Genomic DNA, 14,756 nt, shown 5'->3' on the forward strand with positions numbered 1-14,756 from the left:
GGACTCCCACCCCGGCATTGCGGCGCAGCTCACGCCGCCCGGAGGGGCCCTGGGTCAGACGCGCCCGAAGCACCACATCCCGAGGACGAGGAAGGCCGCGCCGAAGGTGGTCGTGAGGGCCGCCGCCGCTGCGGGGCTCACTCCATACGCTATGGGCGCACGGTGCAGGGCCCGCGCTCCCGTCCAGAGCAGCAGCCCCGTTCCGAACAGCGCGAACGCCGTCCCGGCGAAGATGGCAGGTCCACTCTCCATGTGCATGCCCCGTTCCTTCGTGATCGGTGGGCGTCCGTGCTTCCGGCCGCCGAGCCGGCCGCGATCCGGTCGTCGACTCCAGCCTTCGATCCCGGTCGTCGATCCCGTTGCCGACTTCGGCCCCACGCCCCGGAGCGAGAGGCTGGCACCTCCCGGCGTCCTGGACGCGAATTCCCGGTGAACGGCGTGGGCACTCCTCCCGGGTCCCCGCCCGGTCCGGCGGGCCGGCAGGTGTCCGGGGCTCCCGACCGACCGAATATGGCCGGTAGCGGACGGCCCGGGCGCCCGTCGCACGCCACGCGGTACGACACCTTCCGCCGGAGTGGGCCGCCTCCCCCTCCGAGTACGTCACATTCCGCCGGAGTACGTCATGTCGCACGCGCTCCCGCCTACCCACTGCGCGCTGAGCGTCACATCACGTCGAGAGTCGCGCGGCGCCGACCCGGCCGAGGCGTCGCGGACGCCGGGCAGTTCGCGGATTGCGCGCGCGGTGCTGCTCGTCCGCCGTAGGCCTCCATCCGCAGGACGTCCCCCTGCTGGACCCTGGACTTAAGGGTGCCGGGCGTGCCCAGTGCCCGGATTTCGCCACCGCGACGACCGCGACGCGGTCGCACGGCTCGTCGGCCTCGGCCATCCCTCAGTGGCCGGCGCCCGCAGCGGCGCCACGAGCTCCACTCACGCGTCCGCCCCCACCGGTTCGAGGAAGCCCTCCTCCACGAGCGCCCGGATCGCCAGCGGCGTGCGGTCGCGCAGCAGGACCGGGTCCTCGCCCATCAACTGCCCGATGGCGTCCAGGATCCGCCCGGCGCTCAGCGTCCCGTCGCACACGCCCGCGAAGCCCGCTCCAATGGTGTCGACCTTGGTCGCGCGCCGCATTCCGCGGTTCTGCCGGAGCACCACGTGCTCGGGGTCCTCGGCCCCGGGCAGCCCGACCTGCTCCTGCACCACCTCCGGCGCGAGGCGGAAGTGGTCGGCGAGGAGCGCCGCGTCGTCGTGGGTCCGCAGATAGTCCTGACGCGCGAAGTGGGAGCGGACGGTGTCGCTCAGCGGCTGTTCGACCGGGTGGGGCCACTCCTCGATCACGATCGAGGGCCGGTCGACGCCCGACTTGCGCAGGGTGATCCAGCCGAAGCCGACCGCCTTGGTGCCGCGCGCCTCGAACTCGTCCAGCCACGCGCCGTACCGCTCCGCGTACTCCCCCGGGTCGGCGCGATGGTCACCGCTGTCCCGCAGCCACAGCTCGGCGTACTGCGTCACGTCCTGGACCTCGCGCTGCACGATCCAGGCGTCGCAGCCGCGCGGCACCCAGGCGCGGAGCCGCTCCTGCCACTCCTCGCCGTCCAGGTGCTCCCAGTTGGCGAGGAAGTGCGCGAACCCGCCGTCGTTCAGACGGTCACCCGCCTGCTGGACGAGCGAACGGCACAGATCGTCCCCGGCCATCCCACCGTCGCGGTAGGTGAGCCGCGCTCCGGGGGAGATGACGAACGGCGGATTGGAGACGATCAGGTCGTACGTCTCGTCCCCGACCGGCTCGAAGAGCGAGCCGGTGCGCAGGTCGGCCTCCGCCGCGCCGGACAGGGCGAGGGTGAGCCGGGTGAAGTCGAGCGCCCGTGGGTTCAGATCAGTGGCGGTCACCCGCGTGGCGTGCTGCGCGGCGTGCAGCGCCTGGATGCCCGAGCCGGTGCCCAGGTCCAGGGCGGAGGCCACCGGGGTGCGGACGGTGATGCCGGCGAGCGTGGTGGACGCCCCGCCGACGCCGAGCACGACGCCCTCGTCCTTGCTGCCGATGCCTCCGGCGCCGCCGACCGCGCAGCCGAGGTCGGAGACGATGAACCAGTCCTGCCCCTCGGGCCCTCCGTACGGCCGGACGTCCACGGTGGCGCGGATCCCCTCGCCGTCGAAGGAGTCCTTGTCCCTGACGGCCCAGCCGTCGGCGAGGCACTCCTCCAGGGGGAGCGCGGCGCCGGCCGCCGCGGCGGATACCGGCCGCTGGAGGAGAAAGAGCCGCACGAGCGTCTCCACCGGCGTGTCGCCGCCGGTGGCGCGCAGGGCGGGCACGGTCTCGCTGCGGGCGAGCGCGGCATAGGCGGGCGCGCCGAGGAGGTCGAGCAGGCCGTCGGCGGTGAAGTCGGCGGCGAGCAGGGCGTCGCGGAGGCGGGCGGCGCGGTCGGGCACCGGGAGGCTGGCGGTAAGGCTGGTCGTACTCACCCGCCCATTGTGACCGTCGCCACTGACAAACGCCGAACGGCCCGGCTCCCGTTGCCGGGATGCCGGGCCGTGCCGCTCGCTCGTGGCGCTGCGGCCGGTCTACTCGGAGGCCGCCGAGGCGGAAGCCGATGCGGAGGCCGATGCGGAGGCCGAGTCGGAGGCGGCGGGCTTCGACGCCGAAGCCGAGGCCCCGGTGGAGGCGGACGCGGCAGGCTTCGAGGCCGTGGCACCCGGCTTCGCCGACGTCGACACGGACGGCTTGGCGGTCGGCGCCACCGAAGGCTTCGCCTTCTGGCAGCCGGGCTGCTTCGCCATCGCCGATCCCAGCTGCCCGGACTGGAGCTTGGACAACGCGTCCTGGTCCATCTTCTCGATCTTCTTCAGGCCTTCGGCGACACCCTGGAGCCCGTCGGCGAACTTCTCCTGGTTGTTCGGGTCGAGGGCGTCGACCTGCTTCTTCAGACCCTCGTACGCCACTGCCGTGGCGTTGAGCTCCTTGACGGCGTCCTGCTGAAGCTTCTCGCCGTTGTCGACGGGCGGCGCGCCCGCGCCCTGCACGGCCTTGGCGAGCGCCCGGTCCGCGTTGGCGATGTCCTGGAAGGCCTTGGAGTCGGCCGCCTGGATGTCGGCGGGCTTGCCGTCCGCCGCCGTCGAGATGATGATCTGCTGGGCGTTGGCCCTCTTCTGAATCTGGGGCTTCGCCTGGTCGCAGACCGTCTTGGCCCAGGCATCCACCTTGTTGTCGCCGTCGTCGTCGCTGCAACCGGACAGCGCCAGCACCAGTACCGCGCCGCCGGACAGCGCGGCCGCAAGCTTCTTGTTCACCGGATCGGTCCCTTCCAAGGCTCTCGGCCCCGGAACATACACGCCAACTGGGCGACATCCACCTTTCGTGCGACCAGTCCGTGCGCTATTGCAGCCATTTGCACCAAGGGAGACACGCCTCACGCACCATGGCAACGGGCGGACGACGCGTCAGTACGCGTTGTCCGCCCGCCCTTTGACCAGGTGTTACGAAACCACCGCCGGGTCCTGTGACGTGGCCGTACGCTCAGCCGCGTTGCCTTCGTCACCCACGGCGACGGAACGGCGCTTGGAGACGTACACCGCACCGACGATGACGATGATCGCGAGCGCCGCGACCGCCGCCCGTACACCGGCGCTGGCGTCGTCTCCGTAGCTGAACTGCACGACCGCCGGGGCGATCAGCAGTGCCACCAGGTTCATGACCTTCAGCAGCGGGTTGATGGCCGGGCCCGCGGTGTCCTTGAACGGGTCGCCGACCGTGTCGCCGATGACCGTCGCCGCGTGGGCCTCGCTGCCCTTGCCGCCGTGGTGCCCGTCCTCGACCAGCTTCTTGGCGTTGTCCCAGGCGCCACCCGAGTTGGCCAGGAAGACGGCCATCAGGGTGCCGGTGCCGATCGCGCCGGCGAGGTACGAACCGAGCGCTCCGACGCCGAGGCTGAAGCCGACCGCGATCGGCGCCATCACGGCGAGCAGCCCGGGCGTGGCGAGTTCGCGCAGCGCGTCCTTGGTGCAGATGTCGACGACGCGCCCGTACTCGGGCTTCTCGGTGTAGTCCATGATCCCGGGGTGCTCGCGGAACTGCCGCCGCACCTCGTAGACCACCGCGCCGGCGGAACGCGACACGGCGTTGATCGCGAGCCCCGAGAAGAGGAACACGACCGCCGCGCCGAGGATCAGCCCGACCAGGTTGTTGGGCTGCGAGATGTCCATGGTCAGGTTCATCTCGCTCGCCTTGGCGCCGACGTCCCCGACCGCCGTGGCGATGGCGTCGCGGTACGAGCCGAAGAGCGCCGCCGCGGCCAGTACGGCCGTGGCGATGGCGATGCCCTTGGTGATGGCCTTGGTGGTGTTTCCGACGGCGTCGAGGTCGGTGAGGACCTGGGCACCCGCGCCCTGGACGTCTCCGGACATCTCGGCGATGCCCTGGGCGTTGTCGGAGACCGGCCCGAAGGTGTCCATGGCGACGATCACGCCGACCGTGGTGAGCAGACCGGTACCGGCGAGGGCCACGGCGAACAGCGCGAGCATGATCGACGTGCCGCCGAGCAGGAACGCGCCGTAGACGCCGAGACCGATGAGCAGCGCGGTGTAGACCGCGGACTCCAGGCCGATGGAGATGCCCGCGAGCACCACCGTGGCGGGCCCGGTCAACGAGGACTTGCCGATGTCCCGCACGGGGCGTCGGCTGGTCTCGGTGAAGTACCCGGTGAGCTGCTGGATGAGCGCGGCCAGCACGATGCCGATGGCGACGGCCACCAGGGCCAGGATGCGCGGGTCGCCGGAGTGGCTCAGGATCGCGGCCTCGGTGACGCCCTTGAGCTCGGCGTAGGAGGACGGCAGGTAGACGTAGACCGCCGTGGCCACCAGTGCGAGTGAGATCACCGCGGAGATGAAGAAGCCGCGGTTGATGGCGGTCATGCCGCTGCGGTCCGCGCGACGCGGGGAGACCGCGAAGATGCCGATCATCGCGGTGATCACACCGATCGCCGGGACGATCAGCGGGAAGGCCAGCCCGAGGTCGCCGAAGGCGGCCTTGCCGAGGATGAGCGCGGCGACGAGGGTCACCGCGTACGACTCGAAGAGGTCGGCGGCCATGCCGGCGCAGTCACCGACGTTGTCGCCGACGTTGTCCGCGATCGTGGCGGCGTTGCGCGGGTCGTCCTCGGGGATGCCCTGCTCGACCTTGCCGACGAGGTCGGCGCCGACGTCGGCGGCCTTGGTGAAGATGCCACCGCCGACACGCATGAACATCGCGATCAGCGCGGCGCCGAGGCCGAAGCCCTCCAGCACCTTGGGCGCGTCGGCCGCGTAGACGAGGACCACGCAGGAGGCACCGAGCAGGCCGAGGCCCACCGTGAACATGCCGACCACACCGCCCGTACGGAAAGCGATCTTCATGGCCTTGTGCGAGACAGCCGTCAGATCCTTCGCCGGCTCGCCCTCCGCGGGTGTGGCTTCACGCGCGGCGGCCGCCACACGCACATTTGCTCGTACGGCCAGACGCATACCGATGTATCCGGTGGCCGCCGAGAAAAGCGCACCCACCAGGAAGAACAACGAACGCCCGGCCCGCTGCGACCAGTTGTCGGCCGGAAGCAGCATCAGCAGGAAGAACACCACGACGGCGAAGATGCCGAGGGTGCGCAACTGCCGTGCCAGATAGGCATTCGCGCCTTCCTGTACGGCTGCCGCGATCTTCTTCATGGAATCGGTGCCCTCGCCGGCAGCCAGCACCTGGCGTGTCAGCAATTGGGCGACGATCAACGCCGCCAGGGCGACGGCCGCGATGACGATCACGATCGTCCGGTTCTCGTCGGTGAGTACCGCGGCTGCGAAAGTAGTGGGGTGGTCGGTCAGTTCAGGGTTGAAGAGCCCCGCCATTCGTCCTCCTTGACGCTCAGAGCTCAAGATGTGGACGGATTGTAGGTAGCGGGACCTGATCAAAACAGGGCGCCGCAAACGGAATTGACCTTCGAGCGCTACTCAGCAAATGATCGGGTTCCGAAAGTGGCCACGAAATGAGTAATGGGCCAGATGCATTGACACTTGATCAATGATCTAGATAAATGAAAAAAGGCCCTGCTCAGCAGGGCCTCTCGGGACGCACCGCCGCCGGAGCTCCCCGCGGAACAGGCGGGGGGACCCTGGCGCCAGGGGCACGAGTGAATCTAGGGCAGAACAATGGCCGATGTTGTCGGCCAGCTCATCCGGATCACGCCGCCGCGCTCGCCGGCGGACACCTCGACGTCGTCGACGAGCCCGCTGATGACCGCGAGGCCCATCTGGTCCTCGCCCTCGGCGTCGTCGAAGTCCTCGGCGGGGGCGCCACTGCGCGAACCGGGGACACCGGCCGCGTCGGCCGCCGCCACCCCCGCGCCCGGCACCTCGTCGCCGACCTCGATGGAGAAGGTCTTCTCCTCCTCGGTCAGCACGACGCGGACCGGCGCGGTCACGCCGTTGCTGCGGTGCAGTCCGACAGCGCGGGAACACGCCTCGCCCACGGCGAGTCTGACCTCGTCGAGGACGGCTTCGTCGACCCCGGCCCGGCGCGCCACCGCGGCCGCCACCAGACGGGCGGTCCTGACGTGCTCGGGTTGGGCGCTGAAGCGGAGTTCAACGGTGGCCATGCGGTCCCCCTCGGACATAAGGGCGTGCTTCGCAGGGGACCGGGCTGGCCGCCCGGCACCCCTGTCGTTCCTCATGAAGTCGCGGGGCGACTTCAGTCGGTGGCGTTGACGGCCTCTTCGACCGTGGTGTGAATGGGGAACACCTTGGTCAGGCCCGTGATCCGGAAGATCTTGAGAATGCGCTCCTGGTTGCAGACCAGGCGCAGCGAGCCTTCGTGCGCGCGCACGCGCTTCAGACCGCCCACGAGCACGCCGAGGCCGGTCGAGTCGAGGAAGTCCACACCCTCCATGTCGACGACCAGGTGGTAGCTGCCGTCGTTCACCAACTCGACCAACTGCTCGCGCAGCTTGGGCGCGGTATACACATCAATCTCGCCACCGACCTCGACGACCGTACGGTCGCCACTCGGTCCAGACACGTTGCGAGTCGACAGGGACAGGTCCACGGATCCTCCAGCACCTTGCTATCGGGCGGTCGCCCCTCGGGTCTCCCCGACGGAGCCAGGGGACGGATCGCCAGCCGCGATGGCATTCAATCACTTACCAACAGCCATGCACGACGCCTTGGGAGCATTGTCCGTCACGCCAGTGACAGACTCGGTGCCGATGGCCAAGAATCACCGTCCCAGCCGACGACCCGAGAGCGGGGACACCCGCCCCACTCCCCGTACGGTCCTCGACCGGCTCACCGCGGGGGAGAGTCGGGCTGCGCGCATCACCCATACGGAGCACTTGCCCCCGAGACCGGGTCGTCATGCCCTCTGGCCTGATCGAATCCGACCCGAAGTGATCAGTGCCATCCAGCAAGCGGGCATCGACCACCCCTGGGCCCACCAGGCAGAGGCCGCCGAGCACGCCCTGGACGGCGAGTCCGTGGTGATCGCCACCGGCACCGCGTCCGGCAAATCGCTGGCCTATCTGGCCCCCGTGCTCACCACCCTGCTGGACGGCTCCGAGGCCGCCAACGGGCGAGGCGCCACCGCGCTGTACCTCGCCCCCACGAAGGCCCTGGCCGCCGACCAGCGGCGCGCCGTACGGGAACTGGCGGCCCCTCTCGGCAACCGCATCCGGCCCGCTGTCTACGACGGCGACACGCCCGTGGAGGAGCGCGAGTGGGTCCGGCAGTACGCGAACTACGTACTGACCAACCCCGACATGCTCCACCGCGGCATCCTGCCCGCCCACCCGCGCTGGGCCTCCTTCCTGCGCGCCCTGCGCTATGTCGTGATCGACGAGTGCCACACCTACCGGGGCGTCTTCGGCTCCCATGTCGCCCAGGTCCTGCGCCGTCTGCGGCGTGTCTGCTCCCGCTACGGCGCCCATCCCGTCTTCCTCCTCGCCTCCGCCACCGCCGCCCAGCCCGCCCTGGCCGCCGGCCGCCTCACCGGCCTGCCGGTGTCCGAGGTCGCCGACGACGCCTCACCGCGCGGTGAGCTCGTCTTCGCCCTGTGGGAGCCGCCGCTCACCGAACTCCAGGGCGAGCAGGGTGCCCCCGTTCGGCGTACCGCCACGGCCGAGACCGCGGACCTTCTCACCGACCTGACCGTCCAGGGCGTCCGCACCGTCGCCTTCGTACGCTCCCGCAGGGGCGCCGAACTGATCTCGGTGATCGCCCAGGAGCGGTTGGGCCAAGTGGACCGCTCGCTGCCCGGGCGTGTCGCCGCCTACCGGGGCGGCTACCTCCCCGAGGAGCGCCGGGCCCTGGAGCGGGCCCTGCACTCGGGGGAACTCCTCGGTCTGGCCGCGACCACCGCCCTGGAACTGGGTGTCGACGTCTCCGGCCTCGACGCCGTCGTCATCGCCGGATATCCCGGCACGCGCGCCTCGCTCTGGCAGCAGGCCGGCCGCGCCGGACGCTCCGGCCAGGGCGCCCTGGCGATCCTGGTGGCCCGCGACGATCCGCTGGACACCTTCCTCGTCCACCACCCCGAGGCGCTCTTCGACCAGCCGGTCGAGTCGACCGTCCTCGACCCCGACAACCCCTACGTCCTCGCCCCCCATCTGTGCGCGGCCGCCTCGGAGCTCCCGCTCACCGAGGAGGACCTGACTCTGTTCGGCCCCGCCGTGCCCGAGCTGCTGCCCCAGCTGGAGGCGGCCGGACTGCTGCGCCGGCGCGCCTCCGGCTGGTACTGGACCCGCCGCGAGCGTGCCGCCGACCTCACCGACATCCGGGGCGAGGGCGGTCGTCCCGTCCAGATCGTCGAGGCCGGCACCGGCCGCCTCCTCGGCACGGTCGACGAGCCGGCGTCCCACGCCGCCGTCCACGAGGGTGCCGTCCATCTCCACCAGGGCCGCACCTATCTGGTCAGGGAGCTCGATCTGAAGGACTCGGTGGCCCTCGTCGAGGAGGCCAGCCCGCCGTACTCCACCACCGCCCGCGACACCACCTCCATCTCCGTCCTCGACACCGACACCGAGATCCCCTGGGGAGCCGGCCGTCTCTGCTACGGCTCCGTCGAGGTCACCAACCAGGTCGTCTCCTTCCTCCGCCGCCGTCTCATCACCGGGGAAGTGCTCGGCGAGACGAAACTCGACCTGCCACCCCGGACCCTGCGCACCCGCGCGGTGTGGTGGACGGTCACCGAGGACCAGCTCGACGCCGCCCGGGTCAACCCCGAGCAGCTCGGAGGCGCCCTGCACGCCGCCGAACACGCCTCCATCGGCATGCTGCCGCTCTTCGCCACCTGCGACCGCTGGGACATCGGCGGAGTGTCCGTCCCGCTCCATCCCGACACCCTGCTGCCGACCGTCTTCGTCTACGACGGCCATCCGGGTGGCGCCGGCTTCGCCGAGCGGGCCTTCCACACCGCCCGCGAGTGGCTCACCGCCACCCGCGAGGCCATCGCCTCCTGCGAGTGCGAAGCGGGCTGCCCGTCCTGCATCCAGTCCCCCAAGTGCGGCAACGGCAACGATCCGCTGCACAAGCGCGGAGCCGTCCGCCTCCTCACGGAGCTGCTGCGGGAAGCCCCGGATCCGGCAGCCCCGCACCAGGACCCGGAGGCCCCGCCCGCGCCCTGACCGTCGGGGCGTAGGCACCGAACCGGGCCCGGGCCGTCACATCGGCCACACCGCCCCTCAGCGCGCAGCTGACCACTTCTGCCTCCTGGGCCCCCGCCACCCGCTCAGCGGCCGCACAGGCGGCCTCCTGGCCCCACAGAGCCCGGTCCGCGGCGGCCAGCGCCGCCAGGTCGGCGGCCCCACCAGCCCTGTGACGCGCGGCCACCGCCTGCCCCAGGGCCAGCTCAACCGCGAACACCGCGCACATCGCGCTCACCGCCACGGCTGTCCAGACCGTCGCCGAGCCCCTCTCGCCTCCCCTCACGGCCCCACCTCCTGCTCCAGAGGGTCCGCGCCCACCGTGTCCTCGGCGAGGGCCGTCGCCTGCGTCCGCAGAGTCAGCCCCATACCGCCGGGCCCCGGCGCCGGCGCCTCGACCGTCACCCGCCACAGCTCCCCCGACCGGCGAACCGAAATGTCGGCGCCGTCCGGAGCCGCCGAACGGGCGGCCGCCACCGCTGCCCCCGGCGGCTCCGACCGGGCCGCCGCCCGCGCCCCGGCCCTCGCCGCGTCCACGCACTGGATGTACGCGGCCGCCGCGAGCAGCCCCCAAAGGAGCGCCGTCGTGAAGACCACCATCGCGGGGATCACCATGGCCGCCTCCGCGGTCACCGAACCCCGGTCGGCTCCGGCCCCGGACACTTCAGAACTGCGCATTGAGCGCCTTCCCGATCACTGACTCCAGCCCGCCCGACACCGTGTCACTGGTGACGATCTTGTACAGGACGGCCGCGAAGGCGCAGGCGGCGAGCGTCCCCATCGCGTACTCCGCCGTGGTCATCCCCGCGTCCTCCCGCCTCCGGCGCAGCACGCCCCGAAAAAAGCGGTTCTTCAGCTGCTTCCACATATCAACCCCCGTGGTCATCTGCCGTGTTCGTGTGCTGAATTGCTCTGTTGATCTGCTGTGCGGTCTGCCGCGTTCGCATGTCGTGTTGTCGGGCCGTCGGGCCGTCGTCGTCAGCCCCGCAGCAGTCCGCTCGCCAGACCGATCACCACCGGCGCCACTCCCACCGCCAGAAAAGCGGGCAGGAAACACAGCCCCACCGGCGCCGTGATCAGGACCTGTGCGCGCTGCGCGCGTGTCGCGGCCTCCCTCGCCCGGGTCGCCCTGAGCCCTGCCGCGAGCTTCGACACCGGCTCGGCCGCGGGCGCCCCCGAGGAACCCGCCCGCTCCAGACAGCGGGCCAACCCCTCCGCCCCCGGTATCTCCCCGAACCTCCGCCACACCTCGGCGGGTTCACCACCGAGCCTCAGCTCGGCCGCCGTCCGCGACAGCCGCTCCCCCACCGGCCCGCCCAGGGACAAGCCGACCGCCTCGGCCGCTTCGCGCGGCCCGGCCCCGGCCGAAGCGCAGGCCGCCAGCAGGTCCGCGGCCAGGGGAAGTTGCGACGCCACCTCACCGTCGGCTCGTACCGGCCCCGGTCGTTGTTGCCTGCGGAACACGCCGTACGCCCCCGCGAGGCCCACGAGACAGCCGACGAATCCACCGATCAGGACGTAGCCGGTGACAACCGCCCCGAGCGGGCCGCCCCACCGCCTCGCCCAGCGCCCGTAGTCGGGCCGCCGACGCCGCTCCCGTGCCCTCTCGGCCTCCGCCGCGGTCCGCAGCAGCGCCGCGATGCGCCTGCGAGCCCGCGCCTCCTCCCTCCGCCGGGTGATCGAACCGATCAGCCACGCCGCCCCGGCCAGTGCCGCGAGAACTACCCCCAGCCTGTGGACGACCTCCCCGGTCACGGCTCCTCCCCAGCCCGCACGATCCGGGCGGCCCACGCGATCCCCCCGGCCTCCAGGAGGCCACCCACGACCAGGCACACCAGCCCCGCAGGCGTGTGCAGCAGCACCCGGAGCGGGTCCGCCCCCAGCGCGGCCCCGAGCGCGAGACCGAGCGCCGGCAACACCGCCAGCACCGCCACCGTGGCCCAGGCCCCCGCCAGCTGGGCCCGCAACCGCTCCCGCTGGTCCCGGCGTTCGCTCAGCGCCGCTTCCAGCCGGTCCAGCCCGGCCGCCAGACCCGCACCCCCGTCCACGGCCACCTGCCAGCAGGCCGCCATCCCGGCGAGCCCTTCCGCCCCCTCTTCCCTCGATGCCGTCCGCAGCGCCTTCGGCACGTCTCCGCCGAAGCGGCCCGCCGCCAACACCTGGGCCTCGGCGCCGCCCAGCGCGCCCGTGGACCCGGCCCCGAACATCAGCGCCTGCGCCGGCTGCCATCCGGCCCGCAGCTCGCCCGCGACCGTCCCGCACAGGGCAATCACCGCGTCCACCCGCGCCTGCCGGGACTTCCCCCGCTCCCGGGCCCGCAGCCGCCGCCCCACCAGCGGTACCGCTGCCACCCCGGCGACCAGTGGCAGGACCGAGTCGCCCAGTACGGCGAGCAGCAGCCCCCCGACCGGGCAGAGCCATTCGGGCCGCGCACGCAGCCACGGCCACCAGCGTTCCCGGACCCGCGACACCGGCACCCCCGCAACACCCGTGTCCCCTCCCGCGCCCGCCCCCGTCCCTGGGCCGCCACCCATGCCCACCAGCACCAGTCGTGCCCGCCGCGTCCCCCGCCGCTGGTCCACCAGCAGCCACAGCGCCGCGCTCGCGCACAGCGCCACCGCGAAGGCCAACTGCGTCGTCGTCACCACCCCGCACCCCCGATCTGCGACCGCAGCCGCTCCCATCCCCGTTCTTCCGTGAAGCCCTCCGGTCCCCAGCGCAGTGCCGGTACCGTCACCACCAATCCCGTCGAATCACGCTCCAGGACGTGCACCTCGGCGATGCGCCGCCGACCGGCGCTGTCCCTGGCGAGATGCAGGACAGCCGAGAGGCCGGCGCCCACCTGGCTGTGCAGCGCCGCCCGGTCCAGGCCCGCCGCCGTCCCCAGCGCCTCCAGCCGCGCCGGCACGTCCGCCGCCGTATTGGCGTGCACGGTGCCGCAGCCCCCTTCGTGGCCCGTATTGAGCGCGGCGAGCAGGTCGGTGACCTCGGCTCCGCGCACCTCTCCGACCACCAGCCGGTCGGGCCGCATCCGCAGCGCCTGCCTGACCAGGTCCCGAAGGGTCACGCGACCCGCGCCCTCCTGGTTCGCCGGGCGGGCCTCCAGCCGCACCACATGCGGATGGTCGGGCCTCAACTCGGCCGAGTCCTCGGCCAGTACGATCCGCTCCCGCTCCCCCACCAGCCCCAGCAGGGTGGACAGGAGTGTCGTCTTGCCCGAGCCGGTGCCACCGCTGATCAGGTACGAGACCCTGGCCGCGATCAGCGCCCTCAGCACCCGGTCCCCGCCCGGCGGCACCGTGCCGGCCGCCATCAGTTCGTCCAGGGAGAAGGCCCTCGGCCGCACCACCCGCAGCGACAGGCATGTCGAACCGACCACCACCGGCGGCAGCACCGCGTGCATCCGGGTGCCGTCCGGCAACCGGGCGTCCACCCAGGGGCGGGCGTCGTCGAGCCGCCGCCCTGCCACGGCCGCGAGACGCTGGGCCAGGCGCCGGACGGCCGAAGAATCCGAGAAGGACACGCCGGTCAGTTCGAGCCCCGCGCCCCGGTCGACCCAGACCCGGTCGGGCGCCGACACCAGCACATCGGTCACCGACGGGTCGGCGAGCAGCGGCTCCAGCGGCCCGGACCCGACCAGCTCACACCGCAACTCCTCGGCCGCACCGAGCACTTCCGTATCCCCGAGCAGCCTTCCCTGCTCCCTCAGAGCCGCGGCGACCCTGGCCGGTGTGGGTTCCCCGCCGCTCTGCGCGAGCCGCTGCCGTACGGCGTCCAGCAGTCCCGCGCCGCCCGGCGGCGCCGCCGTCATGAGACACCGTCCGCGGCCAGCGCGCGCTCCCAGAACGCCGCACAGAACCTGGCCAGCGCGCCCCGTGCGCTGCCACCCGGGGGTGCTCCGCCGCCCTGCGCCTCCAACAGGCCCGGTTCGACCGGCAGTTCACCGGCGAGTGGGAGCCGCAGCGCCTCCGCGACCCACTGGGCGTCCAGACCGGCCGCGTACGGTCCGCGGGCCACCACCCGGAGATCACGCAGCACCATGCCGGCCATCGAGGCGACCCTGTTCGCCGCCGCCACCGCCCTCAGCTCACCGGGCACGACCAACAGCCCCATGTCGAGCTGCGCCAGCGCCTCGGCCACGCCCTCGTCGATCCGGCGGGGCAGGTCCACGACCACGGCACCGCCCCGCCGCCGAGCGGCGGCCAGAACGGACCTCATCGCCTCCGGCGCGACGACCACCGAGTCGCCCCGGTCCCAGCTGAGCACCCGCAGTCCCCGCACCGACGGCAGCGACTCCTCCAGCGCCCCACCGGCCACCCGCCCCTTCGAGGCGGCGAAATCCGGCCATCGTCGACCCTCGGCCTGTTCGCCGCCGAGCAGGACATCCAGGCCCCCGCCGAGCGGATCCCCGTCGATGAGCATGGTGCGCGTGCCCGCACGCGCCGCCGCGAGGGCGAGAGCGCACGCCAGTGTCGACGCACCGGCCCCGCCCCGGCCGCCGATGACCCCGACCGTCAGCGCCTGCCGTCCCACGCCTTCGACGGTGTCGGCGATCCGGTCCACCAGCCAGCCCTCGGCGTCCGGCAGCCGCAGTACACAGTCCGCGCCGATCTCCACGGCCCGCCGCCAGACGGCGGGGTCGTCCTGGTCGCGGCCGACCAGCAGCACGCCGCTTCTGCGGGTTGCTCCACGGCACCTCGCCGCCGCGTCGTCGCCCACCAGGACGAGCGGCGCCTCGTCCCAGCCGGACCGGTGCTCCGGCACCCCGTGATGCACTTCGGGCTCGGCCCCCGCGGCGGCGCACAGCCGCAGCAGATCGTCGAGCAGTGCCATGTCCTCGGTCACGATCAGCGGTCCGGCCCGCCGCCCTTCGGCGGTCGGCGGCCGATCGGAAGTGATGAATCCGGCCACGATCCCGCGCCCCCTCTCCGTACGATCTCCGCGCGATCTCCCCGTCAATGGGTGTGCGCGGTGAGATCGCGATTCCTGCTGCCCGCGAACTTCGCGGCAGGAATCACCCTGGGGCGATCCGGGAAATCGTGTGGATCTTGCTGAAAAACTGTGGACAACTCTCCAGCTGTGAATAACTTCATCGCCCATACCGGC

The 14,756-nt window shown here is 72.2% G+C and carries 14 protein-coding genes; 1 reads left to right on the top strand and 13 read right to left on the bottom strand.

Going from position 1 to position 14,756, the window contains the following annotated elements; translation table 11 throughout:
* Positions 1-54: 54 nt before the first annotated feature.
* From ACZ7J0_RS15505 to ACZ7J0_RS15530, 6 genes are all read right to left on the bottom strand, one after another.
* The gene (locus ACZ7J0_RS15505) at positions 55-252 is read right to left on the bottom strand and encodes a hypothetical protein (protein WP_470887565.1); all 198 of its coding nucleotides are present in this window, start codon (positions 250-252) and stop codon (positions 55-57) included.
* Between the two features lie 675 nt (positions 253-927).
* Positions 928-2,460 (bottom strand): DUF7059 domain-containing protein, encoded by a 1,533-nt coding sequence (locus tag ACZ7J0_RS15510; protein ID WP_470887567.1) that lies wholly within the window; start codon positions 2,458-2,460, stop codon positions 928-930.
* A 99-nt stretch (positions 2,461-2,559) separates the two neighbouring features.
* A complete protein-coding gene (locus tag ACZ7J0_RS15515) occupies positions 2,560-3,285 on the bottom strand; it encodes a small secreted protein (protein WP_470887569.1) in 726 nt (241 codons plus the stop codon).
* 186 nt (positions 3,286-3,471) lie between these two features.
* The gene (locus tag ACZ7J0_RS15520) at positions 3,472-5,868 is read right to left on the bottom strand and encodes a sodium-translocating pyrophosphatase (RefSeq protein WP_470887571.1); all 2,397 of its coding nucleotides are present in this window, start codon (positions 5,866-5,868) and stop codon (positions 3,472-3,474) included.
* A 287-nt stretch (positions 5,869-6,155) separates the two neighbouring features.
* The gene (locus ACZ7J0_RS15525) at positions 6,156-6,614 is read right to left on the bottom strand and encodes an ATP-binding protein (protein ID WP_470887573.1); all 459 of its coding nucleotides are present in this window, start codon (positions 6,612-6,614) and stop codon (positions 6,156-6,158) included.
* A 92-nt stretch (positions 6,615-6,706) separates the two neighbouring features.
* Positions 6,707-7,060, bottom strand: coding sequence for an STAS domain-containing protein (locus ACZ7J0_RS15530; RefSeq protein ID WP_147979000.1), 354 nt, complete (start codon positions 7,058-7,060; stop codon positions 6,707-6,709).
* 79 nt (positions 7,061-7,139) lie between these two features.
* Between ACZ7J0_RS15530 and ACZ7J0_RS15535 the strand changes: the two genes are divergently transcribed.
* Positions 7,140-9,632, top strand: a complete 2,493-nt coding sequence (locus ACZ7J0_RS15535) for a DEAD/DEAH box helicase (RefSeq protein WP_470887575.1) — start codon at positions 7,140-7,142, stop codon at positions 9,630-9,632.
* Here the strand turns inward: ACZ7J0_RS15535 and ACZ7J0_RS15540 are convergent.
* The 7 genes from ACZ7J0_RS15540 to ssd all read right to left on the bottom strand — a co-directional run bounded on the left by ACZ7J0_RS15540 (position 9,559) and on the right by ssd (position 14,561).
* The gene (locus ACZ7J0_RS15540) at positions 9,559-9,936 is read right to left on the bottom strand and encodes an Rv3654c family TadE-like protein (RefSeq protein WP_470887577.1); all 378 of its coding nucleotides are present in this window, start codon (positions 9,934-9,936) and stop codon (positions 9,559-9,561) included. The two genes, ACZ7J0_RS15535 and ACZ7J0_RS15540, sit on opposite strands and share 74 nt — an antisense overlap.
* A complete protein-coding gene (locus ACZ7J0_RS15545) occupies positions 9,933-10,328 on the bottom strand; it encodes a TadE family type IV pilus minor pilin (protein WP_470887579.1) in 396 nt (131 codons plus the stop codon). The genes ACZ7J0_RS15540 and ACZ7J0_RS15545 overlap by 4 nt, the downstream gene beginning before the upstream one ends.
* Positions 10,315-10,518: a DUF4244 domain-containing protein gene (locus ACZ7J0_RS15550; protein ID WP_470887581.1), complete on the bottom strand. Its 204-nt coding sequence runs from the start codon at positions 10,516-10,518 to the stop codon at positions 10,315-10,317. Before ACZ7J0_RS15550 ends, ACZ7J0_RS15545 begins: the two co-directional genes overlap by 14 nt.
* 110 nt (positions 10,519-10,628) lie before the next feature.
* Complete coding sequence (locus ACZ7J0_RS15555; RefSeq protein WP_470887583.1) at positions 10,629-11,405, bottom strand: type II secretion system F family protein; 777 nt, start codon at positions 11,403-11,405, stop codon at positions 10,629-10,631.
* Complete coding sequence (locus ACZ7J0_RS15560; RefSeq protein ID WP_470887585.1) at positions 11,402-12,334, bottom strand: type II secretion system F family protein; 933 nt, start codon at positions 12,332-12,334, stop codon at positions 11,402-11,404. Before ACZ7J0_RS15560 ends, ACZ7J0_RS15555 begins: the two co-directional genes overlap by 4 nt.
* Positions 12,292-13,461, bottom strand: coding sequence for a TadA family conjugal transfer-associated ATPase (locus ACZ7J0_RS15565; RefSeq protein ID WP_470887587.1), 1,170 nt, complete (start codon positions 13,459-13,461; stop codon positions 12,292-12,294). Before ACZ7J0_RS15565 ends, ACZ7J0_RS15560 begins: the two co-directional genes overlap by 43 nt.
* The gene (ssd, locus tag ACZ7J0_RS15570; RefSeq protein ID WP_470887589.1) at positions 13,458-14,561 is read right to left on the bottom strand and encodes a septum site-determining protein Ssd; all 1,104 of its coding nucleotides are present in this window, start codon (positions 14,559-14,561) and stop codon (positions 13,458-13,460) included. The genes ACZ7J0_RS15565 and ssd overlap by 4 nt, the downstream gene beginning before the upstream one ends.
* Positions 14,562-14,756 lie beyond the last annotated feature (195 nt).

It is taken from the genome of Streptomyces sp. NPDC038280, assembly GCF_055600045.1.